Here is a 24,761-nt window from a genome sequence, read left to right as displayed (position 1 = left end):
ATGTAAATATGTTAAAATAAAACTCTGATAATTCGTCCCATGAAAGTGAAGTGAAAAAGAATGCAACTATCATTAACAGTAAGAGGCCCTGGTGTTGAATCGGTTTCTTACCTTATAGCTAAAAATCCGAATAACCTATATGAGCGTGGAGAGAAAGGGTTGACTGTCCGTCTGGTCTACCCGACTTTTTCAAGCGAGGAAGTACAGTTTTTAATCTATGTTAAAACGGATCCAATTGACCTTGTGAAAAACTCACCGGATTCTTTTGATATTACCCATTACATAAATGACCGCGAGTTTGCGGCAAGCAGTATTTTTGTTTCCTCGATTCGTAAAGCGTTGGGGACTGCACTGAATGGGAAACCAGCAGAGGAATATTCTTCATGGGTCCAGCATTCCTTTGAAATGGAATTAACCTTTGGGCCGATTGTTACTGATTTGAGCAATAGGGAACTTGAAGCGTTATTTGCTCCAATGGGTTACACCATCAAGATGGAATACGGGGAAAGTTTTATTCGCGGAAAAAGCTCTGCCCGATTTATTACCTTGTTAGGGAAACAAACGCTCCAGAATGCACTTAAACATATTTCGATTTTAATCCCCGTTATTGATAACTATAAGCATTATTTTATTGACGAAAGAGAATTGGAAAAGTTGGACCGCTACGGGGAAGGATGGTTAGAGGAACATCCACAAAAGGCGCTGATTTTAAAACGTTCGTTACGGTTCCAAAAGATGATTTCACAGTCAAGATTCTATGAAAAAGAGACAAAAGCCGAGGAGAAGTATGAACCTCCGAAAATCCGTTTAAATGACATTCGTTACGAAGTGATTATTAAATATATTGAGGCCCTGCCACAAAAAGCCACCATTGTTGACTTTGGTGCTGGTGAAGGGAAGTTATCTGTTCAGCTGGGATTTATTAAAGGGGTGCAAGAGATACTTTCTGTTGAACCATCGAATAAAGCTCGGTTAAAGGCATTGGGACGATTCGACTATGCAAAGGAGAAACGTGGATTTGTAGAACCCAAGTCCTTAGCAGGATCGTTATTTTACTATGATGAACGGTTGAGTAACAAGGATGTCATGGTTTTATGTGAAGTGATTGAACATATTGATGAATACAGGATAGCAAGGGTATTCGAGACGATTTTTAAAGACTATCGACCAGAAGTGTTGATCGTGACCACGCCAAACCAAGAATACAATGTTGTCTATGATATGAATGAGGAAATGAGACACCATGATCATCGCTTTGAATGGACAAGGGCTCAGCTTCGCCAAAAAGTGGAAGCTTTGACAAAAATCTATCCATACCAAGTAAGTTATCAAGGCATTGGTGAAGAAAACCAACAATACGGGCATCCTACTCAAATGGTCATTTTCAGAAGGGAGGAGGGATGATGGCGAAAATTAATTTGCCTCATGCGGGTATCGTCCTACTTGTAGGCCCGTCCAATTCGGGTAAAACGACTTTAATAAATCAATTAATTCAAGAACAACAGATTTATGCATCGGAAGTAGTAAGTTCCGATCAGTTTCGTGTTTTAGTTAGCGATATTGAATTTATTGATTGGAATCGGCGACCTAAATATGAAGCAGATGCTCTTTTTAATGAATACCAACAAATTTCAAAAGAAGCTTTTGAAGCGATGGATTATATCATTGCCAAACGTTGCCGTCTCAATAAATTAACCTTTATCGATGCTACTCATTTACGTGATTATGAGCGTGAAAAATACCTGCAAATGGCAAAGAGATATCATGTTCCGGCCATTGCAATCGTGCTGAATTTGGCAGAAACTGAATTACTCAGACGTGACTTAGTGAGGGATTTTCCAAGAGGTAAAAACCGTATCAAGCAGCAATACCAACATTTCAAGAAAACGCTTCGCTCCATTAAAAAGGAGGGCTTTCGGCGCTTCTACATATTCGGTGAAGAAGAATTGCAGGTCTTAAATGTGAACCGTCTTGGTAATCCATTACTAATTGATGTTGGCAATGGCATTGATTTTATTGGGGACATTCACGGTTGCTTTGAAGAGTTTAGAGAAATTTTGTCAAAGCTTGGTTATATCGAAAATGAAGAGGGTTATTTTATCCATCCAGAAGGGCGGAAAATCCTTTCCCTTGGGGATGTGATGAGTAGGGGACCTCGTTCGATCGAGACGCTGCAATTTTTTCAAAAGCATGTGGCAGCAGGACTTGCCTATATGATTGACAGTAATCATGGTTGGAAAATCGCCCGCTGGCTTGATGGTAAGGATGTAAAGCTTGCTCATGGTGATGAAAATGTAAAGACTGAATTTGATGAGTATGAAAGTAAATTTGGTAAAGATTTGGCCGATCGTTTAAAGGAACAAATAAGAGACATGTTGTTAGAAGCAAAATCACATTACATTATCCAGAATAATGGAGTCAACGTCGCTGTTGCAGTCCATGCAGGAATCAAGGACCATTATATCGGCAAACAATCGCCGCGCATTTCCGATTTCTGTCGGTACGGAGACTCGGATGGCCTCGACGAAAACGGCAAACCCGTCCGAAAAGATTGGTCAATTGCTCATCAGTCCAGCGAACTTATTCTTTGGGGGCATGATCCTAGAACGCATCCATTATTGGTTAATAACACCCTCAATATTGACCAAGGAGTTGTTTTTGGTGGCAACCTAACGGCATATTGTTTTCCGGAAAGGAAGTTTGTTTCTGTCAAAGCGAAAGCAGATTATGCAAATGTGTCGGACAATCCATTAAAGGTATTGGAAAGTAAAAGGCTTGCACCGCCCAATATCGCAAAATTTTTAGAAGGATATTCGGTATTAACGGAACTGTATGGGGAGATTGCAATTTATGCGGATAGTACGAAATCAGCACTGGATGACCTTTCCCATTACACACTGCCGCTTGAGGAGATTGTTTATCTTCCGCCGACGATGAGCCCGACACCGAAACCATCGAGTTTAGCAGGATACTTAGAGCATCCGATCGAAGCATTTGAATACTATCAGGCGAATGGTGTTGATACGATGGTTGTCGAGAAAAAGCATATGGGCAGCCGTGGTATTTTATTGCTTTTTAAAAATAAAGAAATTGCTAAAGATTATATAGGCAGGGAAACATTAGGTTCGATATACACGCGGACTGGCCGGGCCTTTTTCAAAAATGAACTGGAAGAACAAATATTACAAGAATTAAATATTGACTTGAGTGGTTATTTTGAAAAATACAACACTGATTTTGTCCTGATGGACGCTGAGATCCTTCCGTGGAATCTAAAAGCAAAAGAATTAATTATGAATCAATATGCTCATGTTGGTGAGATGGCATTGCTTGATCGCAGTAAATTACAGGAGCAGTTGAAAAAAGCTTTGGATAACGGTAAGGATGTTTCAAGTTGGCTCGAGGAAACGAGTGAAAAGATACGCAATGCCCAAGTGTTTAACGAAGTGTATCAAAAGTATTGCTGGGAAACGGAAGGTTTAGCGGGAATTGAAATTGCTCCTTTTCACACACTTGCCCACAGTAATGAAACCTTTTTCGATAAACCTCACACGTGGCATATGGAGAAAAATAAAGAATTTAGCGTCCTTTCGGATTTGTTCATGGAAACGGAGTATCGAATTGTTAACGATGAAGACTCCATGAAATCGGCCATCGAATGGTGGGAAGAAATGACGGAGGATGGACATGAAGGCTTTGTTGTCAAACCGGAGTCTTATGTGGCACGATATAAAGGTAAGCTTCTCCAGCCGGCCATTAAAGTAAGAGGTAGAAAATATTTGCATATCATCTACGGTATCGATTATTTACAACCAGAAAATCTTTCCCGTCTTAAGCAGCGAAATGCAGGTAAGAAACAACGCAATGCCTTAAAGGAATTTGCCTTAGGTGTGGAAGCGGTGAATCGTTTTGTTAGAAAAGAGTCACTGGAGCGCTACCATGAATGTGTGTTAGCTGTCCTGGCGCTGGAATCGGATCCGATTGACCCGCGACTATAGGTATAGGAAGACGAACTTGTCAGTCGGCAAGTTTGTTTTTCTATGTGTAATAACTTATCAGCTTTCGCCCATATGATAGTAATGAAGGAGTGTGAGAAAATGGCTGTTCATGTTGTTATCGCAGGTGAAAATTTGTGGGCGATATCCACGAGGTATGGGGTTTCAATTCAAACGATTGTAGAGCTAAATGGGTTACCTTCAGCAAGTTCCATCGTCCCGGGTCTTGCACTTTATCTACCGGATATCTTGCCTCCACTCCGCTACTATCAAATTAAAGCAGGCGATCACATCTGGCAGCTGGCTAAACAATTTAGGGTCGATCCTTCCGTTATTCTCGCTGCAAATCCAGGGATTAATCCCAACATGCTCGTAATCGGCCAAATCATAAATGTTCCCACTCCAATAAGACTATCTCTCGAAACACTAGGGTTTTTAGTACCATCATCTGAAAGTGCAAACCTTGCCACAATTAATAGTTTAGCTAACCAATTAACCTATTTAGCGATTGTCGCTTATTCGTTTACAGAGGAAGGCTATGCGTTTAATGTGAGCGAGGATGCAGCCCTGGTTGCAAGAAGTAATCAATTGAAGATCATCCCATTATTGATGGTCCGAAATCTTGCCGGAAATGATTTCAGCGCGGAGTTGGCAGGGCGTGTCCTGGAAAATCCAACCTATAGGGGAAATTTGGTAGCTAGCTTGGTCAACTTAACCAGGCAAAGAGGGTTCGGTGGCGTCAGTATCGATTTTGAATTTATTCCACCGGCTAGACGAAATGATTTCAATTTATTTTTAACAGAATTAAAGCGCAGCTTAGACGGGCTTATTTTACAAGTAAATGTTCACGCCAAAACAGCTGATATTCCAACGAATCGAATCATTGGTGCTTATGATTATGCGTCGATTGGCAAAGTGGCTGATATCGTGGCGGTGATGACCATGGATTATGGCTACCCGGGGGGTCCACCGGATCCGATTGCCCCGATTCCGTGGCTGGAGCAAGTGATTCAATACTCGGTGACACAAATTAATTCACGTAAACTGCAAATCGCCGTGGCGTTATATGGGTATGACAAGGTTGTTGGTACGAATGCAACCCAAGCCTTTTCGGTACTTGCTGCTCAAAATAAAGCGATATCACTGCCTGAGAACATCGAGTTTGATATCACGGATATGGCACCTTGGTTTCGCTACTGGCAGGGTAATGTGGAGCATGTGGTATGGTTTGAAGATATTAGGAGTTTTATAGAAAAGTATAGGTTAATTGATATGTATCAATTAGCTGGGACGACTTTTTGGCAAATAAGTTTGCCGGCACCGCAAAATTGGGTATATCTTAGTAAAAATATCAACGTGGTGAAGAGATTCGTATAAAATTACACGGTAGTTGGCAGGGGGTTTTTGCTTTTGTGCCATTTTAGGGAGTTTTGTGCAATTTCGGGATTAGTGCAACTCAGAACAAAAAAACACAAAAGGAAAGAATGACTATTTTTCATAGTGTCCTTTCCTATATAAGCAAAACTATTGAAAGTGAGAAAATCGACATGAGTAGAGAATATGTCTTTGAAAATGTGTTATCATCAAGGAATTTCCTAGAGTTAAAGTGTTAGACAATATGTAGTTAAAGCTGAGGAAAGGAACTGTAAATGCGTTAATTTCGAACTACAGATACTGGTGATCCAGATTGTGTACAGTGTATTAAGGTTTTAAAATTTTTTATATAAGGGTTCCCTTCCTCCAATTACTTCCATAATCCTTCTTGATGCTTCTTTGAGTTTATCTCCACAGAAAGAAATATGATCTTCACTAATCTTTGAAGCAAAGCCGATACAGGCAATAACCATTGTTATATTGCCATATGGGTTAAAAATAGGTGCTGCAACACCGAAAACATCTGGTGTATGCTCTTCATAGCTTACTGCATATCCCTTTCGTTTAACCTCGTTTAAACTTTCCTGAAATGTTTCAAAATCTGTAATGGATTTATCAGTAAATTGTTTAAAATTAACCTTTTGAATAATTTCTTTCGTTCTTTCTTCCTCAAGAAATGCTAAGTAACACTTACCAAAAGAAGCGCTGGTTACCGGGAAATGCTGTCCTAATTTTACTGTCACTTGAACAGGGTTATCCGGCAGATCAAGTTCCTCTTTGGCAACATACATTAATCGATCATTGGATAAAGGTTCAAGTAAAACACTTGTTAGTCTTGTTTCTTCGCATACCCACTTGAGGTATGGTTTAGCAAGCTTGAGGTAATCGGTAAACTCGGAAGCTCTAGAGCCTAAGATGATAAGATATGGACCAAGGTTATACTGTTTAGAATCCTCATCGTAAGAGACATAGCGATAATGATTTAATAATTTTAGAATTCTATGACAAGTACTTTTATTTATTGATAAATTCTTAGAGATTTGTGACAGGGAACGTTCCTTACTTTTATAACGACTTAAATATTCCAGAATTTTAATGGATGCCTCTAGAGCAGGAACCTCTGATTTTTCCTTTTCATTTTGTTTTTGCATGAGCAAGCTCCTATTCAAAATTCCTGTTCACTTTACAGGTGTAAGTTGGGTTAAATTATAATTGTCACCATACTGTTTGTCAATATTGATAATTTTCTAAAAATTCTATTGACTTATGAAGTAGATGGATAGTATTATTGTTCCAAGGAAGGTATGGTGTTCCTGATACGGAACAAAATTGGTAGTAAAAGCTCATTCCTAAATGGTCAAAAGTAAGAGGAGGATGAAAATTGAGAAATGTTGTCATTATTGATGCAGTACGTACTGCGGTGGGACGTATTGGAGGCAGCTTGAAGGATGTAGAAGCAGACTTCCTTGCCGCAAAAGTCATCGAAGAAATTGTATCACGAACAGGAATTGACAAAAATGAAGTGGAAGAGGTGATTTTGGGACAGGCCAAACAAAGTGCGGATTCCCCTAATCTTGCCCGATTGGCTCTTTTGCGTGCAGGGCTTCCGGTTGAGGTCCCAGGTTATACCGTTCACAGACAATGCGGTTCAGGACTTCAGGCCATAAATAATGCAGCCATGCAAATTATGAGCGGGTTATCAGATGTAATCATAGCCGGCGGCGCCGAATCGATGAGCACAGCACCCTATTATATAAGAAAAGCTCGCTATGGATACGGTTCAGGAAATGGAGAGATTGTCGATCCTAATACGGAAAGCCAACCGCGTTCCCAGCCAATTGAGATCTATGGGAATATCACCATGGGATATACAGCGGAAAATTTAGCTGAGCAGTATAAAATATCGAGAAAGGAACAGGATGAATTTGCCTTTCGCAGTCAGGAACTTGCACAAAAAGCAATACAGAATGAGCGGTTTCAAAAGGAAATCGTTCCTTATGAAGTCAAGCAACGAAAAGAAGTAAAGACTTTTAAGATCGATGAGCACCCGCGATTAACCAGTTTGGAAAATATGGGGAATTTGAAACCGGTGTTTAAAGTAAACGGTACAGTAACTGCGGGAAATAGCAGCGGGCGTAACGATGGGGCTTCTGCCGTTTTAATGATGTCGGAGGACGCCGCACACAAGTATGGTTTTAAACCAAAAGCAAAAATTATTGCTCAAGCTGTTTCAGGCGTTTCTCCGGAAATTATGGGGATTGGTCCAGTTCAGGCTACGAAGAAAGCGCTATCTATGGCAGGGCTCTCTTTAAATGATATCGGTTTAATTGAATTGAATGAAGCCTTTGCGGCTCAGGCTCTTGCTGTGATAAAGGAACTTAATTTGGATTTGGAAAGAGTAAATGTAAATGGCGGGGCCATTGCATTAGGTCATCCTCTTGGGGCTACAGGTGCCATTCTAATGACAAAACTATTGCACGAAATGGAACGAAGAGAAGAAAAATATGGATTAGTCACACTCTGTATTGGCGGGGGTCAAGGGATTACAACGATCGTGGAAAATATGCAAGTTTAGTGTCAATTAAATAGAAGTGGAAAGATTAGTAGAAAAAATGCAAGACCGAGATTATAAGAGGAGTTAGGTTAAATTTTTTTTGGAATTATCGTTCCGTATACGGTATAAATATTCCGCATATGAAAATACAAAAAAATATCAGATACTTGGAGGTCTTAGAATGATTAATCATATCACAGTGATTGGCGGTGGCACTATGGGACGAGGTATCGCTTATACCGCTGCATTAGCTGGGTTTGAAGTAACTTTACAAGACATATCTAACGAAGCGATTGAAAACGCAAGAGAATATATCGAAACTTTGTTAAATAAAAACCTGGAAAAAGGATACGTCCAATTTGAACAAGGGGCTGATGCAAAGAAAAATCTTTCTTATACCACTGAGCTGGCAGAAGCCGTAAGTCAAACCGACTTTGTCATCGAAGCGGCCTTAGAAATTATGGAGCTGAAAATCAATATCTTTAAGCAACTAGATGAGTTGGCACCAGCACACGCTATCCTGGCTACAAATACATCAACAATGAGTCCGACCGAAATTGCAGCCGCAACGGGAAGGCCTGATCAATGTGTCGCAATGCACTTCTTTAACCCGGTTCATCGTATGAAATTAATCGAGGTTATTCGAGGATTGGATACATCTGATGCGACAGTAGAAGTGGTCAAACAAGTAGCGGAAAAGCTGGGGAAAGAAACAGTTGAAGTCAATGAGTTTCCTGGTTTTGTAACAAGCCGAATGAATTGTCTAATTGGAAATGAAGCTATGAACATGCTAATGGAAGGAGTGGCTTCAGCCGAAGACATTGATAAAGCTCTTAAGTATGGTTTAAATCATCCGATGGGTCCACTTGAATTGGCAGATCTTGTAGGATTGGACAGCCGCTTACGAAATATGGAATATCTGTATCATCAATTAGGAGAAAAGTATCGTCCATCCCCTTTGCTTGTGAAATATGTTAAAGCAGGGCGATTAGGAAGGAAATCAGGCCGGGGATTTTTTGATTACACTAATAAATAATAAAGTGGAAGGAAAGTGGAGATTATGAATTTTCAATTATCAGAAGATATTAATTTTTTAAAACAAAGTATTCGTGACTTTGTTGATGGCGAAGTGGATCCGCTTGCAATGGAAATTGAAGAAAAGGATGAAATTCCTGAAAAAATTATGAACATGTCTAAGGAAATGGGCTTGTTTGGATTAAGCATCCCGGAAGAATACGGCGGAACGGGAATAGGAATGGTTGGCAAGTGTGCGATTTACGAGGAATTAGGCAGAACACATAATGGATATACCACCGTCATCGGTGCCCATACAGGGATCGGTTCTGTTGGGATCGTAGAGATGGGAAATGAAGAACAAAAGCGAAAATATTTGCCCTCAATGGCAAGAGGGGAAATGATCGGTGCCTTTGCTTTGACAGAACCTAGTGCAGGTTCACATGCAACGAACCTGAAAACAACCGCGGTAAGAAAAGGAGATAAATATATCTTAAATGGGAGCAAACATTACATTACAAATGCGCCTATCGCGGATGTCTTTACGGTTATGGCAGTAACAGATCCATCGAAGGGAGCAAAAGGAATTACCTCCTTTATCGTAGAGAAAGACTTTCCTGGGTTCACAGTAGGAAAAAACGAAAAGAAAATGGGTCTTCACGGATCCCATTCCGCTGAAATTTTCTTTGAAGATTGTGAAGTCCCTGTAGAAAATGTGCTTGGTCAAGAGGGACAAGGATATGTCAACGCTTTGAAAATTCTTGCCAATGGCCGGGCGGGGCTTGCAGCAAGAAACCTAGGTTCTTGCGATAAGCTTTTAGAGATGTCTATTCAACATGCAAATACAAGAATTCAATTTGGTAAACCGATTTTTGAACAACAAATTATTCAACATTATTTGGCTGACATGGCTCTTGATACAGAAGCCTTAAGAAGCATGACCTACCGAGTTGCATGGATGGTAGACCAAGAGATGAAGGTCATTAAGGAAGCGGCCATGGTAAAACTGCTCGGTTCCGAGGTTTATAATCGTGTCGCAGATAAAGCCGTGCAGATTCACGGAGGAATTGGTTATATTGCTGAATTCCCTGTGGAACGTTTCTATCGGGATGCAAGAATAACCAAGATTTATGAAGGAACATCCGAAATCCAAAAAAATATTATTGCAGCGCAGTTAAAACGGGAATATCTCTAAATTTGTAGAATAGGAGGATTTCAGAATATGAATATTTTAGTTTTAGTGAAACAGACCTTTGATACGGAAGAGAAAATTGTGATCCAAAATGGTCAAATTAGTGAAGAAAATGTAGAGTTTATCCTTAATCCGTACGATGAGTATGCAGTTGAAGAAGCCGTCAAAATCAAGGAAGATTCAGGGGCAGAAATAACTGTATTAACGGTTGGGTCGACTCGATCAGAGAGCGTTTTGAGAACAGCACTTGCTATGGGAGCAGACAAAGGGATTATCGTTGAATTAGAGGAAGAGGCAGACGAGTATGCCATCGCCAAAATCATTAAAGCAGCAATTAAAGGGCAGGAGTACGATATAGTGCTCGGTGGAAATATGGCGGTAGATTCCGGATCCGGCCAAGTCGCCATTCGGGTGGCTGAAGAATTAGGTATCCCTCAAGTCTCTACGATAACCAAACTCTCTCTTGATGGCAGTAAGGCAATCATTGAACGTGATATAGAGGGAGACGTAGAAGTTATTGAAGTGAATCTCCCATTCCTGGCAACAGCTCAACAAGGATTAAACGAGCCGCGTTATCCTTCCCTTCCAGGGATTATGAAAGCAAAGAAAAAGCCTCTTGAACGTTTCACATTAGAGGATCTGGAGTTATCTGAAGATGACTTAACTACTCGAACAACTGTTCAAGATCAATATTTGCCGCCAAAGAAACAAGCAGGAAAAGTTTTAGAAGGCGAAATTGGCCAACAGGTTCATGACCTTGTTAATCTGCTTCGGAGTGAAACTAAAGTAGTCTGATTATTTTATTAAGGAGGGAAAATCACATGAGTAAAAAAGTACTTGTTTTTGTAGAAAGCAAAGATGGAAAGCTTCGCACTGTCTCTTTTGAAGCCTTGACAGTAGCCAGGCAGCTGGCTGATGGAGGGGAAGTCATTGCCGCGTTATATGGTACCGGATCAACTGAATTTATACAGGAAGTAAGCCAATACGGATCCAATAAAGTATATGTTCTGGAAGACGAAGCCCTGGTAACCTATACGACCGATGCATACACCCAGGCACTATGTCAGGTCATTGAGGAAGTGCAGGCCGAAGTCATTCTAATGGGACATACAGCTATTGGAAAAGATGTGGCCCCAAGAGTGGCTGCAAGATTAGGTGCTGGACTCGCTTCGGACTGCACGGGGGCAGATTTGGAGAATGGCGACATCGTCTTTACTCGTCCAATTTATGCAGGGAAAGCTTTCCAAAAGAAGGTATTTACCCAGGGTAAGGTGTTTGCAACTCTAAGGCCGAATAACTTCGTGTTAAAAGAAAACCCTGTCCAAGCTGAGGTTGTTCCATTCCAACCTGTTATTAAGGATTTAAGAACAATGGTTAAAGAAATCGTTCGCAAAACGACAAGTGGAGTTGATCTGAGTGAAGCAAAAGTGATCATATCCGGCGGACGCGGCGTGAAAAGCAAAGATGGATTCAAACCTCTTCAGGAATTAGCTGAAGTTTTGGGCGGCGCGGTCGGAGCTTCACGAGGAGCATGTGATGCTGAGTTTTGTGATTATGCTTTACAAATTGGACAAACAGGAAAAGTTGTAACTCCCGATTTATATATAGCCTGCGGGATTTCCGGTGCCATTCAGCATTTGGCCGGAATGTCCAATTCTAAAGTTATTGTGGCAATCAACAAGGATCCGGAAGCTCCGATTTTCCAAGTAGCTGACTACGGAATTGTAGGCGATTTGTTCGAAGTTGTTCCTCTTTTAACGGAAGAATTTAAAAAAATATTGGTTCCCTGTTAAATATCAAGTTACAGGATATGTATGTTGAAATATGCTGGTTATCTAAGTCCCCTCTTAAAAAATAAGAGGGGACTATCCTCAAACCTATTATCTCCTTACAATATGATATGGGAAATGGAATAAATACCCACCGATTTTAAAGTTCTAATCTTTTTTTCTATTATTATTATTTAATCTGGAACGTAATCGAAACTGACTAAAAATTAACAATGGAGGGAACAGGATGTTATTACTACTGAATTTTCTTGCTTTCCTTGCCGTGACAGGATATGCGGTTTATTTGTTTGCCCAACTCGTTTACAGCCGGTATTTGTTTGTGAAGCTTGGTAAAAAAGTCGATTTTGAGCCTAACCTCAAAGAACGAATCAATGCGGTGTTAGTGAATGTGTTTGGCCAGCGAAAATTGTTTAAGGACAAGAAAAGCGGTCTTATGCACTTAGTATTGTTTTATGGTTTTTTTATCATCCAGGTAGGACTCGTTGAAATCATTATAAAGGGATTTATCAGAGGTTATGAATTTCCTTTCGGCGGCGCATATAAATATTTCAGTCTCTTGCAGGAGTGGACTGTATTCCTCATGTTGTGTGCTTTGGTTTATGCTTTTTATCGCCGTTATATTGAGAAGCTGAAGCGGTTGCAATTGAAGCGAGATGCCAAAGCCGCGTTTGTTATTATTGCCCTAATTACGCTGACTATAGCGATCCTGCTTTCGTTGGGATTTGAAAAGGTTATGCTGGGGAAAAACCCCGATTTCTCCCATGCTCCATTCTCAGGAGTGATTACTGCAGCGTTCTCCGGCATTGGAAAGACGGCAGGTACCATTTTGTTCTACTTATTTTGGTGGCTGCACCTGTTAACCGTGTTATCTTTCATGGTGTTTGTACCGCAGTCGAAGCAAGCGCATGAGTTGTTTGCGATGTTTAACATCTTTTTCAAGAAGGTCGGTCCTGTTGGAAAATTGAGCAAGATTGATTTTGAAGACGAAGGAATAGAGGAATACGGGGTCGGGAAAATTGAGAATTTTACCCAGCAGCAGCTGATCGATTTGTATGCATGCGCAGAATGCGGACGTTGCACAAATATGTGCCCGGCTTCAGTAACCGGGAAGACATTATCTCCTATGCATCTGATCGTTAAAATGAGGGATCATTTGACAGAAACAGGAGCCTCCATTACTTCCCGTAGTCCATGGATGCCTAGTTTTGTTTCCGGCACTTCTGCATTAGCCCCTTCATTAACAGCTGGTTTGGCTGCACAGGAAACTGCGTCAACGGTTGAAATGCCTAATTTGATCGGAGATGTGATTACCGAGGAAGAATTATGGGCTTGTACGACATGCCGGAATTGTGAAGACCAATGTCCGGTTGCCAACGAACATGTGGATAAAATCATTGATTTGAGGCGTTATTTGGTTATGACCGAAGGAAGAATGCCTCACGAGGCTACACGTTATTTTCAAAATATTGAGCGGCAAAGTAATCCATGGGGGATTAACAGGAAGGAGCGTATCAAGTGGCGCGAGGAACGTGATGATATCATTGTTCCAACGGTAAATGAGGTAAAAGAATTTGAATATCTGTTTTGGGTTGGATCGATGGGATCTTTTGATAAACGAAGTCAAAAGATTGTGCAGTCATTTGCAAAAATTATGAACACGGCCGGTATCAGCTTTGCCATTCTTGGTAACGAAGAGCGAAATTCGGGAGATACGGCCCGCAGAATGGGGAATGAATTCTTATTTCAGCAATTATGTCAGGAGAATATCGTTAACTTTCAGGCCAATGGTGTGAGGAAAATCGTAACTATCGATCCTCACGCTTATAACACATTTAAACATGAATATCCCGAGTTTGGTTTGGAAGCGGAGGTTTATCACCATACTGAGCTGATTTGGAAGTGGATCCAGGAAGGCCGGATTAAGCCGGTGAAGGAAGTTAAGGAAGCGATTGCTTATCATGATTCCTGTTATCTGGGCCGCTATAACAACATCTACGATATCCCACGCCAAATTCTTAAATCTGTTCCTGGCGTAAAAATCTTAGAGATGGAACGGAATAAAGAGAATGCCATGTGCTGTGGAGCCGGTGGCGGCAGGATGTGGATAGAGGAAACACAGGGAAAACGGATTAACGTAGAACGTGTCGAACAAGCGCTTCAACTTAGTCCAACAATGATCGGAAGTAATTGTCCGTACTGCTTAACCATGTTAACCGATGGGACCAAAGCAAAAGAAGCAGAAGATCAAGTTAGAACAATGGATATAGCAGAGATTGTTGAACTTTCATTGGCGGGATAGTAGTTTGCAAGGAGTGCTCATAGAAGGATGAGCAGCAATTTCTATCAATACAACAGGAAATGTGATCTTGTTTTATTGTACGAAAGACCCTTTTCAATCAAGGAGTGGATCAAATGGAATATCAAAATATTTTAGTAGAACTAGAAGAACAAATTGGGATTATTAAGCTCAACCGACCGGAAGTCAGAAATGCATTGGATGCTCAAACCTTGACGGAAATAAGCTATGCCTTGGAAACTCTGGAAAATGATGAAGGAGTAGGTGTAATCGTTATTACTGGAGCTGGGGAAAAATCATTTGCAGCTGGAGCTGATATCAGGCAATTAAGAGAAAAGCAGCCATTAGATGCTCTCATTCCTGGGATGTCCGGTATTTACCGCAGAATCGAAAATTGTAACAAAGTAACGATTGCAGCCATTAATGGATTTGCATTGGGTGGAGGCTGTGAACTGGCAATGGCCTGTGATATTCGTATCGCTGCTGATCATGCAAAATTCGGGCTCCCGGAACTCAATTTGTCCATCATTCCGGGTGCGGGAGGAACCCAGCGTTTAGCCCGGATCATAGGAAAGGGAAGAGCAGTAGATATGATTTTGACTGGCGATATGTTAACAGCAAAGCAAGCAGAGGATATTGGTTTAGTTTCCAGGGCCGTTCCGATGGAAGAATTGTGGCAGAATGTAAAAGCGAAAGCGGAAAAGATTCTAGCAAAGGGTCCGTTTGCTGTCAGAATGGCCAAACTCGTTATTAATCATGGATTTGATGCTGATATGGACACGGCGCTTATTATTGAAAAACTGGCACAGGCCGTATTGTTTGGGTCTCAAGATAAAAAAGAGGGGACACAAGCATTTCTTGATAAAAGGCCGGCTCTCTTCAAAGGAATGTAAGGGGACAATTGCAAACAATAACATTAAGGAAAGAAAGAAAACAAAAAGTAGCCCCGAAAACACAATTTTCATCTTGTATTTGGGGCTACTTGTCGTTTACTATTCTTTCAAGTCGATAAGGTGACTTAGTACTTGGTTACAGCAACCTTATTTAATCAAATAAGGAAAGCATTCTGTTCAATACAGAACACTTTCCTATTAGAGAGATTGTATAATCAACCAATTAAGTGGTAACTTTATTCAATTATTTGACTTCTGGTTTCTCTTTTCCCATAGCGTCAAATAATTGTGTGGATGATAAGGCATTGAATGGTAAGGATACAATATGTTTAAGCCCTTCGTTATAAGCCGCCTTTAAGTCTTTAAGTAAAACAGCCAAGGCAGTGTCTGCTGTCCATTCAGAAACATCACTCCAATTTCTAACTACCCAGCTATCACCTGTACTAACTTGTAACAAGTTTAATAACTCCTGTTGAGGTAAGTTATAGTGTTTTCCTAATTTAAGTCCTTCAGCTAGAGCATTCATGTTAATACCTAGAATCATATTATTAACTAATTTTGCTACTTGGCTGTTGCCTGGCTCCCCTCCATAGTAGAATATATTGGACCCAATCGCAGCAAAGTATGGTTGGAAAGATTTCACAATGTCTTCTGAACCGGATGTCATAATCGATAAGGTTCCAGCTTGAGCACCTGAAGCACCACCGCTTACCGCAGCGCTAATTAGTTTCAAATCACTTTCTTCTTCGACTTTTTTGCCTAATTGATTCATGGTATCAGGGTCAAGTGTACTCATGACAATGATTGTTTTATCTTTTGGTTGAGCAGATAATAGGCCGTCCTCACCAAAAATAATGTCAACATTTTGGGCATAGTCACGAACCATTGAGATAATCGCTTCGTCAGCTTGATCGGCCACTTCTTTTAAAGTTTCTACCATTGTTATTCCAGCAGCTTTTGCTTTCTCATAAACACCTTTAAAGGCATCATAACCAATTACCTCAAAACCAGCTTTCTTTAAATTTACTGCCATCGGGAAGCCCATTGTTCCTAGTCCTATAAATCCAATTTTTTTACTCATGATTAATTCCTCCTATAATACAGGTAGTTATGATTTATTCATTGAACTAGCACCTATAATTTATATTTTTGTTCACATTTTGTTCACACTTAGTATACATCGCTTATTTATATGAGTAAAATGCATTATAGGAATAAAATATATGCATATATTTCATAAATAGGAGATAATATTAATGGATATACGTCACCTCACTTACTTAATTGTAGCCAAATACAAAAGTTATACTAAAGTTTCGAAATCCCTCCATTGGTAACAGTCTACACAAAAGTAAAGTAGTCAAAGTTTAGAAGACCAATAAAATGTAGAACTGAATTACATCCTAAACCATGAAAAAAAGGAATGTATTATATGAGTTATATGTATTTTGCGAATAACAAAAACTGCGTTATATTTATTTCTGTCAAATACAAATGATGTCTTTGGAGGAATATAACATGGAAAAAACTCGTTACCAACAAGGTGTAGATATTATAAAGGAGTATACTTTAACAGATAACAAGGAAATTGGAACACACATGAATATTGTAGACGAATTTAAAGAACTTGCACCTGATTTAGAGAGTTATATTGTTGAATTTGCTTTTGGAGATATTTATTCACGAGAGGGCTTAACTAATAAGCAACGTACGATTGTCACAATCTCTTCTCTTGTAACTTTAGGTACAGAGCCGCAATTGGAATTGCATATCAACACAGGACTTACAATTGGATTAACTCCAAAGGAAATTGTTGGAACTATCGTGCACTTGATTCCCTATACAGGCTTCCCGCGTGTCTTGAATGCTCTAAAGTTGGTAAAAAAAGTTTTTGCTCAAAGAAATGTAAAAATTAACGATTAAGAATGCAGCAACATTAATAAAACCGTTCACATGCCTTAAACGCCACCTGCTAACGCAGGTGGATTAATTTTTTTGAGATTGTGAATAAATGCACATGTATTAAAAAAATACAGTAGAATTTAATTAAGAGAGCAGGAGGATATTAAGTGAGGAATGCAAGGGAAAAACTATGGACAAAAGATTTTATTAGTATGTCCATTATTAATTTCATAATTATGATTATTTTTTATTTATTAATGGTTACAATGGCTTCATACGCGGTAAAAGAGTTTCATGCTTCTGTTTCACAAGCTGGTCTTGTAGCCGGAATTTATATTGTCGGAACATTGTTAGGTAGAATCGTTACAGGTCGAATTATTAACAAAGTTGGCACGAAAAAAATATTAATGATTGGTCTAATTCTATTCCCTATAACAATGTCATTATATTTTATTCAAGCAGGGATTATCGTATTGATCATTAGCCGTCTAGTAAATGGTTTTGCAGTTGGAATTGCTTCTACAGCTACAAGTACAGTCGTAGCTCAAATTTTACCAATTTCTCGTAAGGGTGAAGGAATTGGTTACTTCAGTATGAGTTCAACACTTGGAACAGCTATCGGACCGTTCTTCGGTTTGTTGTTGAGCCAACACACTACTTATTTTGTTATTTTCATGTTGTGTATGGTTTTTGCAATTTTAGCGCTAATCAGTGCCTTATTTACAAAAATATCGAAAATCCAAGCACATACGGTACAAGAAGAAAAAGGCTTTCATATTTCTCTATTTATTGATGGAAAAGCACTTCCTATCTCAATTTTAACGTTATTATTTGCATTAGGCTATGCAAGCCTTATTGCTTTCCTTAACTTCTTTGCAGAAGAACGTGATTTACTTAGTGCATCAAGCTTTTTTTTCTTAGCATACGCTATAGCAGTTCTTCTCACACGTCCATTTACAGGTCGTATGATGGATACAAAAGGTGCTAACTATATTGTATATCCATGTGCCATTCTCTTTGGAGTAGGTTTACTTCTTTTAAGTATCTCGCATAGTGCCTTCCTTCTATTACTTTCAGGAGCTATCATTGGTATTGGTTTTGGTAATATTTCTTCTGCATTTCAAGCTCTTGCAATTAAAGTAACGACGCCAGAAAAAATGGGATTAGCTACTTCCACATACTTTATTGGTTTAGATATAGGTCTTGGCTTCGGCCCTTATTTCTTAGGATATTTAGTACCGGTCCTTGGCTACAGCAATTTGTATGTATGGTTAGGTATTTTAATGTTTGTCCTAATTATTTTTTATCTATTCTTACATGGTCGGAAAGACCATGTAGTATTAAATAATAATGAAATTCGTTTAAAAGAGATATCGCCTAATTGATCGCAAAAAGCAATTTAGAATAAAGTTTGTTTAAAAATATATCCCTAGTCGCGATTTACTTTCACGTTGAAAGCTCCCGTTTTGAATAATCTTTATTCAAACGAGAGCCTTTTTCGATATATTATTGAATAGATAAAAATTTTACTGACGGATAGAATGCACCACTGAAAAACTAGTAATAGATTTATCATTTTCATGATTCAGGAGGTAATTCAGCTGAAATATACTGGATAAATTCACGAACTGCGGGTGAAGCGTACTTCTTTTTTTTGGAAATAAATCCTAAATTCCAAGGGAAGCTTGGATTGACGATGGGAATCGCCTTAATTAAATCTTGATCGACTTTTTTGGCAACGGGTCTTGGGAAAATCGAAATCCCTAAGTTTTCGCCAATCATTCCACAAATAAAATCCCACTCAGAACTTTCATAAGCAATTTCCGGGCGAAAACCAGCTCGTTCACATTCTTGAATAATGAGTTCATGAATAGCAAACTCTTTCTTAAATAGAATGAAGGTTTCATTTTGTAACTCTTTCATTTCAACTTTTTCCCTCTGCCCTAATGGATGGGAATTATGGACAAAGAGAGACAGTTCATCATAAACAAAGGGAACAACATCAAACTCCTTTTCATCCACCGGCAGCATAACCACACCAAGGTCTAATATTCCATCTCTGACTTCCTGTTTAACCTTTCTTGAATCATCTTCAAAGAGTTTTATTTTGATATCGGGGTAAAGATTATTGAACCCTTTAATGATTTTTGGGAAAAATAAAAAACCAATTATTGGCGGTATGCCGATTTTTATTTTGCCTTTTTTTAAGTTCATTAAATCATATAGGTGAATAGATAAATCATTTAGCGATTCCATTATCATTTCCCCTTCCGCTAAAACGATTTCGCCAGCTTCCGTTAATTCAATTTTCTTTGCGGAACGGTCAATCAGTTCTACATTTAATTCTTCTTCCAAACTTTTGACTACTTTACTTAGTGTAGACTGTGACAAATGGAGGGATCTCGAAGCTTTAGTAAAACTTTTGTATTTGGCTACTTCAATAAAATAAGTGAGGTGACGTATGTCCATGAATGTAATCTCCGATCTATGAAATTTATACATATGTTTTATTCCTAAAATTCATTTTACTCATATAAATAGGCGATGTATACTAAGTGTGAACAAAATGTGAATAAAAATATAAATTATAGGAGCGAGTTCAACACAGAAACGAATTTTGCTTAAAATCTCCATAATTTCCCATGAAGTGTAGTAGTTGATTTTCCCTCTATTAATATATAAATTAATAATATTCAGAATTATTGAGAGGTGAGTACTATATGTCCCTTGTTCCTTTTTCAGACCCGGTATCAAAAAATGATATTATTCTACTCAGAAAAAAATATCATGAAAAATGGAAAAACTTCTTCTTCAATCCACTTCAAATCGGACAGCAGCCTACGGAATTAACTGAAGTAAGAGAGGTAATTTTACAATCTTGGAATCGGAGTAAGCAATATAAGGATCTGAATCCGATGATTCAAGGGTCAGTAAAAAATATCTCGGATGAAGAGCTCAAAGAAATAAGGGAAAAAAATGAAGTTTTTCATCTAGCGCAGCCAGTACTTAAACAGGCGGGACAAGAACTTTCTAATGATAAACATGTACTCATGTTTTGTGACAGTGATGGCATAATTTTAGATCATTATGGAGATATGCCTGTAGCTCGTCATATAGGAAACTCAGTGAATGCAAATAATGGGGCTCAGTGGTCAGAGCGTTGGGCCGGTACTAATGCAATTGGTGCCTCAATCATTTTAAAACAGCCTGTTCAAGTTTTTTCTTCCGAACATTTTTCTCATAGTTGCCATGATTGGGTGTGCTCATCAGCTCCTATTTTGGATCCGCTTACAAGTGAATTGTTAGGGATAATAAACCTTTCTACAACCAGTGATAGTTACCATACTCTTAGCATGATGAAAACCGTCGGAATCGTGAATCAAATAGAAAGGTCCCTATTTCACAATTACTACCAAGCACGTGAAATGATGCAAAACATTTACATTGAAGCGATTAGTAAATGGAAAAACCAAATCGTTATCTTATGTAACTCAAAAGGGAAAATATTAAGGATAAATAGTGATCTTCAGGTCGATGAGATAACATCGTTAATGTCACGGACAGTAGAAAACAATGAATTAACTACGAAAAAGGAATGGGAGGATGAAGTAACTCTTCATGGCAGTCAATATCGGGCAATATACAAAAAAATTCTTTGGTACGATAGATTCATAGGTTTAATTTCTATTTTAGAGAAAAAGAATAGAATAAGTCATTCAACTGCTAACCATAATCACTATGCAAAGTACTCTTTACAAAGCTTAGTTGGCAAATCAGAAGCAATTAAGAGCACCGTTCAATTAGCTCGAGTTGCGGCCTCAAGTGATTCTAATGTTTTGATTACCGGAGACAGCGGCACGGGGAAAGAGCTAGTTGCCAGCGCCATACATCAGGCAAGCAACAGATCTGATTTTCCTTTTATTGCTTTGAATTGTGCTGCTATACCAAAGGATTTGCTTCCTAGTGAGCTTTTTGGATATGTGGCTGGTGCCTTTACAGGTGCTAATCCGAAAGGAAGCATAGGGAAGTTTGAATTGGCGAATAAGGGAACACTTTTCCTGGATGAATTAGGTGATATGCCTCTGGATTCACAAGTACAGCTGCTTCGAGTGATTCAGGAGCAAGAAATTATCCGAATCGGGGATAAAAAACGTATCCCTATAGATGTTCGCGTCATTGCAGCGACCAATAAAAATCTTCCTGAAGAAATAGTAGCGGGGAAATTTCGTAAGGATCTTTATTACCGGCTTAATGTCTTTCACATTGAATTACCAGCATTGCGTCATCGTTCAGAAGATGTTCCATTACTAGCTGAAAATTTTGTGCAAAAGCTTACCATTAAGAAACACCACGGTCCTTACCATATAACTGACGAAGCTATGGGAATATTAAGAAATCATTCTTGGCCTGGAAATATTCGTGAGTTGGAGAATGCGATGGAATATGCAATCAATTTTTCAGCCAACGGCATCCTTACCCCTGAGAGTCTACCAAAACATATCCATAAACAACAGACCTTACCTATTAATACGGTGAAAATAAATCCCGTCAATCAGGCTGAATTAGACTGGATTATTTCAGCGTTAAAACGTTCACGGATGAACGTCACGGATGCAGCGAAAGAATTAAACATGAGCCGCAGCACCCTTTATCGAAAATTAAAAAAAATGGGTTATGATATCAAAAGTCTAAAGTAACAGAATAAGCAAATCTTTTTAGACTTTCAATAACAAAAAGGAGGCTTTCCAAAGCCTCCTTTTTGTTATTGTATACAATTGTCCCCATACGGCATTAACCTAAATTTTCAGCTAATTCTTTAATGGAGCAAAAGTGAGAAAAGTTGTCGCAAAATTAAGAATAGTTGAATATGTAGGGGGTCATTTCCCTTATTTCTAAAATTCGTTTCTTCAAATTTACTACACTTAAAAAAACACAAATAAAAAGAAATAGGAAAAACCTCAAAATTTAGTTTGGCACGGTAATTGCATATTAATTAAGTGATCCATCTAAGAAGGCTTAATAAATGAAACCGCATTCATTAAAAAAGGCGAAAATTAGCCAAAAAATGAAGGAGGAAAACAATTATAGCAATACCTAGTGAAAACAGTAAAAAACGAAAGGGTGTAAAGCATTATGTTGAAAAAAGATGTTCTAAAACAAATAACTACCCCACTAGGCGGGCCCGCCTTTCCGCGAGGACCCTTTAAATTTAATAACCGTGAGTACCTAAATATTACCTATCGTACCGATCTCGACGCCTTAAAAAGGATTGTTCCCGAACCATTAGAAGTAGAAGAACCCTTGGTAAAGTTTGAAATCATGTATATGCCAGATGCGACTGGACTCGGTCGTTATACAGAATCAGGCCAGGTGATACCAGTTACATATAACGGTATAAAGGGAGAGTATTCACATTGTATGTATGTAGATAATCATCCTGCCATTGCTGTCGGGCGTGAAGCAAGTGCTTATCCTAAAAAGCTTGGGTCTCCCCGCTTATTTATTGATTCAGACACACTTGTTGGCACGGTTGAATATGGAAGCTTGCGTATAGCCAATGCAACTATGGGTTACAAGCATCAACCTCTTGAATTTGATCAAGCTCGAGAAGAAATTATGAAACCGACGTTTATGCTTAAAATCGTGCCGGATTTTGATGGAAAGCTTAAAGTATGTGAACTCCTTCGTACACAAATTACTGATTTAACCATCAAAGAAGCATGGACGGGCCCGGCTCGTTTACAATTATTTGACCACGCCCTTGCTCCGATGGCTGATCTTCCTGTACTTGAGGTGATACATGCATCCCATATCTTAACCGACCTTACGGTTTCAACAGCGACTCGTATCTACAATTATCTTGATGGGGAATCAATATCACCTTCAAAAACCGAGGAAGTCGAAGCCCAATTGCAAAAATAATGATTACGAAGGAGACATAAGACATGGAAATGACAAAAATCTCAGATGAATTCGAAGGTAAAGTTGCGTTAATTACTGGTTCCGTAAGAGGAATCGGGCAAGCCACTGCATTGGCGTTTGCTCGCCGCGGGGCAAATATTGTCGTTTGCGACCTTGATGAACACGGAGATGAGACTCTTTCTGCTATTGAAAAGTTAGGGAGCAAGGGGATTTACGTCCGTACTAATGTTGCTGATTCCCAGTCCGTTGAAAACGCTATAAAGACTGCGATTTCAGCCTTTGGTCGTCTTGACTTTGCCCATAACAATGCAGGGATACGTGCCGTTGATAAGATAGCAGATCTTGATGAGTCGGATTGGCAAAGGGTCATAGATGTCAATCTGACCGGGGTTTTCTTTGGCATGAAATATCAAATTCCATGGATTTTAAAGACACAGGGCGCGATTGTGAACACCGCCTCGATTTTTGGAATGACGGGTGTGCCAGAACGTTCTGCTTATGCTGCAAGCAAAGCAGGTGTTATAAGTCTGACGATGACTGCAGCCAGTGAGTATGCGGAACAAGGGATTCGTATCAATGCGGTTGCTCCAGGTTTCATTGCGACAGAGGCAGCGGAAAAGACGTTAGGAATTGAATCACAATCATTGATTGCCAGAACTCCAAGGAAAAAACCTGGAAATCCAACCGATATTGCGGAAGCTGTTGTTTGGCTTTGTAGCTCTTATAGCCCAAACGTCAATGGAATCGTGTTACCTGTTGATGGTGGATATACGGCAAATTGATTTAACGCTTCGCAAGGTTAACAAGCCTATTCTGCCTGCTACTCCTTGTAAAGCCCAAATTACGTGCTAGTTGAAAGCGAACCTAAATAGACTGTTTGGGTTCGCAAGTGAAAAAAGTAATTATTAAGGAGGTTTTTATAATGAGTGATAAAATCGGTTTTATAGGTTTGGGTGAAATAGGGCTGCCTATAGCAATAAATTTACAGAAATCGGGTTTCAAAGTATTTGCCTATGATACAAATGAAAAGGCCCTCAAAACAGCACAGCAACAAGGAATTATCTGTTGCGATTCAATAAAAGAAGTGGCTGAAAACTCAGACGGCTCTATAATATCTTTAGTAAGAACTGCAGAACAGACAAAAGATGTTATTTTCGGGGAACAAGGGATCACTTCAGCGGATAAACGGGGACTGACCATCATCATTATGAGTACTCTAGATCCTACAACTGTGAAAGAGTTAGATGAAAAAGTTGAAAAAATGGGATTTCATTTGGTAGATGCTCCTGTAAGTGGGGGTAAGTCCGGAGCAGAAACTGCTACATTATCGATTATGACTTCCGGTGCAGAAGATGTAGTTAAAAAGTGTAATCGTTACTTCGAAGCAGTAGGCGAGAATATTTTTTATTTTGGAAAAGAAAGTGGAGCAGGACAATCAGCAAAACTTGTCAATAATTTAATTGTAGGTATTAATGTCACAGGTATGGCAGAAGGGCTTAGATTTGGACAAAAATATAGTCTGCCCCAAGACGAAATTTTGAAGCTATTAAGCGTAAGTACAGGCAGCAGTTGGGTTGTCAATCATTGGGGTGAAGTCAGTAAATGGAAACCAGAAGCCACACTGGGTGCTTTGTACAAGGATTTAATGGCTATCATTAAGGAATGTTCTAAAAACCAACTTTCTTTACCTCTTGGTGCATTAACTTCAAGTTTGTTAATCGATTCAATGGATGTATTGCATAGGGAAATAGATGAAGAATTAGACAAGATTTCTGTAAATAATGGGTATATCCAGAAATCATCTACCCTAATACGATAAAGTAGTAAAG

19 protein-coding genes are annotated in these 24,761 nt (G+C 39.2%); 16 read left to right on the top strand and 3 right to left on the bottom strand.

Features of this window, described 5'->3' with window-relative positions; genetic code table 11:
* The first annotated feature begins 60 nt into the window (after nucleotides 1–60).
* The 3 genes from CCK98_RS21900 (at nucleotide 61) to CCK98_RS21890 (ending at nucleotide 5,372) form a co-directional block, all read left to right on the top strand.
* The gene (locus CCK98_RS21900) at nucleotides 61–1,404 is read left to right on the top strand and encodes a 3' terminal RNA ribose 2'-O-methyltransferase Hen1 (protein ID WP_088088518.1); all 1,344 of its coding nucleotides are present in this window, start codon (nucleotides 61–63) and stop codon (nucleotides 1,402–1,404) included.
* Nucleotides 1,404–3,998: a polynucleotide kinase-phosphatase gene (locus CCK98_RS21895; protein WP_218780188.1), complete on the top strand. Its 2,595-nt coding sequence runs from the start codon at nucleotides 1,404–1,406 to the stop codon at nucleotides 3,996–3,998. The genes CCK98_RS21900 and CCK98_RS21895 overlap by 1 nt, the downstream gene beginning before the upstream one ends.
* 99 nt (nucleotides 3,999–4,097) lie before the next feature.
* Entirely contained in the window at nucleotides 4,098–5,372 is a 1,275-nt protein-coding gene (locus CCK98_RS21890) for a glycosyl hydrolase family 18 protein (RefSeq protein ID WP_088088516.1), read from the top strand.
* Between the two features lie 332 nt (nucleotides 5,373–5,704).
* Here CCK98_RS21890 and CCK98_RS21885 read toward each other — a convergent pair whose 3' ends face one another.
* Nucleotides 5,705–6,520 (bottom strand): IclR family transcriptional regulator, encoded by an 816-nt coding sequence (locus tag CCK98_RS21885; RefSeq protein ID WP_088088515.1) that lies wholly within the window; start codon nucleotides 6,518–6,520, stop codon nucleotides 5,705–5,707.
* A gap of 230 nt (nucleotides 6,521–6,750) precedes the next feature.
* Between CCK98_RS21885 and CCK98_RS21880 the strand changes: the two genes are divergently transcribed.
* From CCK98_RS21880 to CCK98_RS21850, 7 genes are all read left to right on the top strand, one after another.
* Nucleotides 6,751–7,944 carry a thiolase family protein gene (locus CCK98_RS21880; RefSeq protein WP_088088514.1) on the top strand — a complete coding sequence of 398 codons (1,194 nt, stop codon included), beginning with the start codon at nucleotides 6,751–6,753 and terminating at the stop codon, nucleotides 7,942–7,944.
* 142 nt (nucleotides 7,945–8,086) lie between these two features.
* On the top strand, nucleotides 8,087–8,959 hold the full coding sequence (locus CCK98_RS21875; RefSeq protein WP_256942584.1) for a 3-hydroxyacyl-CoA dehydrogenase: 873 nt from the start codon (nucleotides 8,087–8,089) through the stop codon (nucleotides 8,957–8,959).
* Nucleotides 8,960–8,983: 24 nt separating this feature from the next.
* The gene (locus CCK98_RS21870) at nucleotides 8,984–10,132 is read left to right on the top strand and encodes an acyl-CoA dehydrogenase family protein (protein WP_088090503.1); all 1,149 of its coding nucleotides are present in this window, start codon (nucleotides 8,984–8,986) and stop codon (nucleotides 10,130–10,132) included.
* A 27-nt stretch (nucleotides 10,133–10,159) separates the two neighbouring features.
* Nucleotides 10,160–10,924: an electron transfer flavoprotein subunit beta/FixA family protein gene (locus CCK98_RS21865; RefSeq protein WP_088088513.1), complete on the top strand. Its 765-nt coding sequence runs from the start codon at nucleotides 10,160–10,162 to the stop codon at nucleotides 10,922–10,924.
* Nucleotides 10,925–10,950: 26 nt separating this feature from the next.
* Nucleotides 10,951–11,922: an electron transfer flavoprotein subunit alpha/FixB family protein gene (locus CCK98_RS21860; RefSeq protein ID WP_088088512.1), complete on the top strand. Its 972-nt coding sequence runs from the start codon at nucleotides 10,951–10,953 to the stop codon at nucleotides 11,920–11,922.
* A gap of 223 nt (nucleotides 11,923–12,145) precedes the next feature.
* Nucleotides 12,146–14,218 (top strand): (Fe-S)-binding protein, encoded by a 2,073-nt coding sequence (locus tag CCK98_RS21855; RefSeq protein WP_088088511.1) that lies wholly within the window; start codon nucleotides 12,146–12,148, stop codon nucleotides 14,216–14,218.
* Between the two features lie 113 nt (nucleotides 14,219–14,331).
* Nucleotides 14,332–15,108 (top strand): enoyl-CoA hydratase/isomerase family protein, encoded by a 777-nt coding sequence (locus CCK98_RS21850; RefSeq protein WP_088088510.1) that lies wholly within the window; start codon nucleotides 14,332–14,334, stop codon nucleotides 15,106–15,108.
* A 244-nt stretch (nucleotides 15,109–15,352) separates the two neighbouring features.
* Here the strand turns inward: CCK98_RS21850 and CCK98_RS21845 are convergent, their stop codons facing one another.
* The gene (locus tag CCK98_RS21845; protein ID WP_088088509.1) at nucleotides 15,353–16,189 is read right to left on the bottom strand and encodes an NAD(P)-dependent oxidoreductase; all 837 of its coding nucleotides are present in this window, start codon (nucleotides 16,187–16,189) and stop codon (nucleotides 15,353–15,355) included.
* A gap of 437 nt (nucleotides 16,190–16,626) precedes the next feature.
* Between CCK98_RS21845 and CCK98_RS21840 the strand changes: the two genes are divergently transcribed.
* Nucleotides 16,627–17,031, top strand: a complete 405-nt coding sequence (locus tag CCK98_RS21840; protein WP_088088508.1) for a carboxymuconolactone decarboxylase family protein — start codon at nucleotides 16,627–16,629, stop codon at nucleotides 17,029–17,031.
* Nucleotides 17,032–17,177: 146 nt separating this feature from the next.
* A complete protein-coding gene (locus tag CCK98_RS21835; protein ID WP_088088507.1) occupies nucleotides 17,178–18,395 on the top strand; it encodes an MFS transporter in 1,218 nt (405 codons plus the stop codon).
* A 193-nt stretch (nucleotides 18,396–18,588) separates the two neighbouring features.
* Here the strand turns inward: CCK98_RS21835 and CCK98_RS21830 are convergent, their stop codons facing one another.
* Nucleotides 18,589–19,479, bottom strand: a complete 891-nt coding sequence (locus tag CCK98_RS21830) for a LysR family transcriptional regulator (protein ID WP_088088506.1) — start codon at nucleotides 19,477–19,479, stop codon at nucleotides 18,589–18,591.
* Between the two features lie 251 nt (nucleotides 19,480–19,730).
* On the opposite strand from CCK98_RS21830, the gene CCK98_RS21825 reads away from it, so the two are divergent.
* From CCK98_RS21825 to CCK98_RS21810, 4 genes are all read left to right on the top strand, one after another.
* Nucleotides 19,731–21,707 (top strand): sigma-54-dependent Fis family transcriptional regulator, encoded by a 1,977-nt coding sequence (locus CCK98_RS21825; protein WP_088088505.1) that lies wholly within the window; start codon nucleotides 19,731–19,733, stop codon nucleotides 21,705–21,707.
* Between the two features lie 436 nt (nucleotides 21,708–22,143).
* Nucleotides 22,144–22,932, top strand: coding sequence for an acetoacetate decarboxylase (locus CCK98_RS21820; protein ID WP_088088504.1), 789 nt, complete (start codon nucleotides 22,144–22,146; stop codon nucleotides 22,930–22,932).
* 23 nt (nucleotides 22,933–22,955) lie between these two features.
* Nucleotides 22,956–23,714 carry an SDR family NAD(P)-dependent oxidoreductase gene (locus CCK98_RS21815; RefSeq protein ID WP_218780168.1) on the top strand — a complete coding sequence of 253 codons (759 nt, stop codon included), beginning with the start codon at nucleotides 22,956–22,958 and terminating at the stop codon, nucleotides 23,712–23,714.
* 140 nt (nucleotides 23,715–23,854) lie between these two features.
* Nucleotides 23,855–24,751, top strand: a complete 897-nt coding sequence (locus tag CCK98_RS21810; RefSeq protein ID WP_088088503.1) for an NAD(P)-dependent oxidoreductase — start codon at nucleotides 23,855–23,857, stop codon at nucleotides 24,749–24,751.
* Nucleotides 24,752–24,761: the final 10 nt, after the last annotated feature.

The organism is Bacillus sp. OV166 (assembly GCF_900177675.1).
Classification (GTDB): domain Bacteria; phylum Bacillota; class Bacilli; order Bacillales; family Cytobacillaceae; genus Neobacillus.
This window is presented reverse-complemented; position numbering and strand designations above follow the sequence as displayed.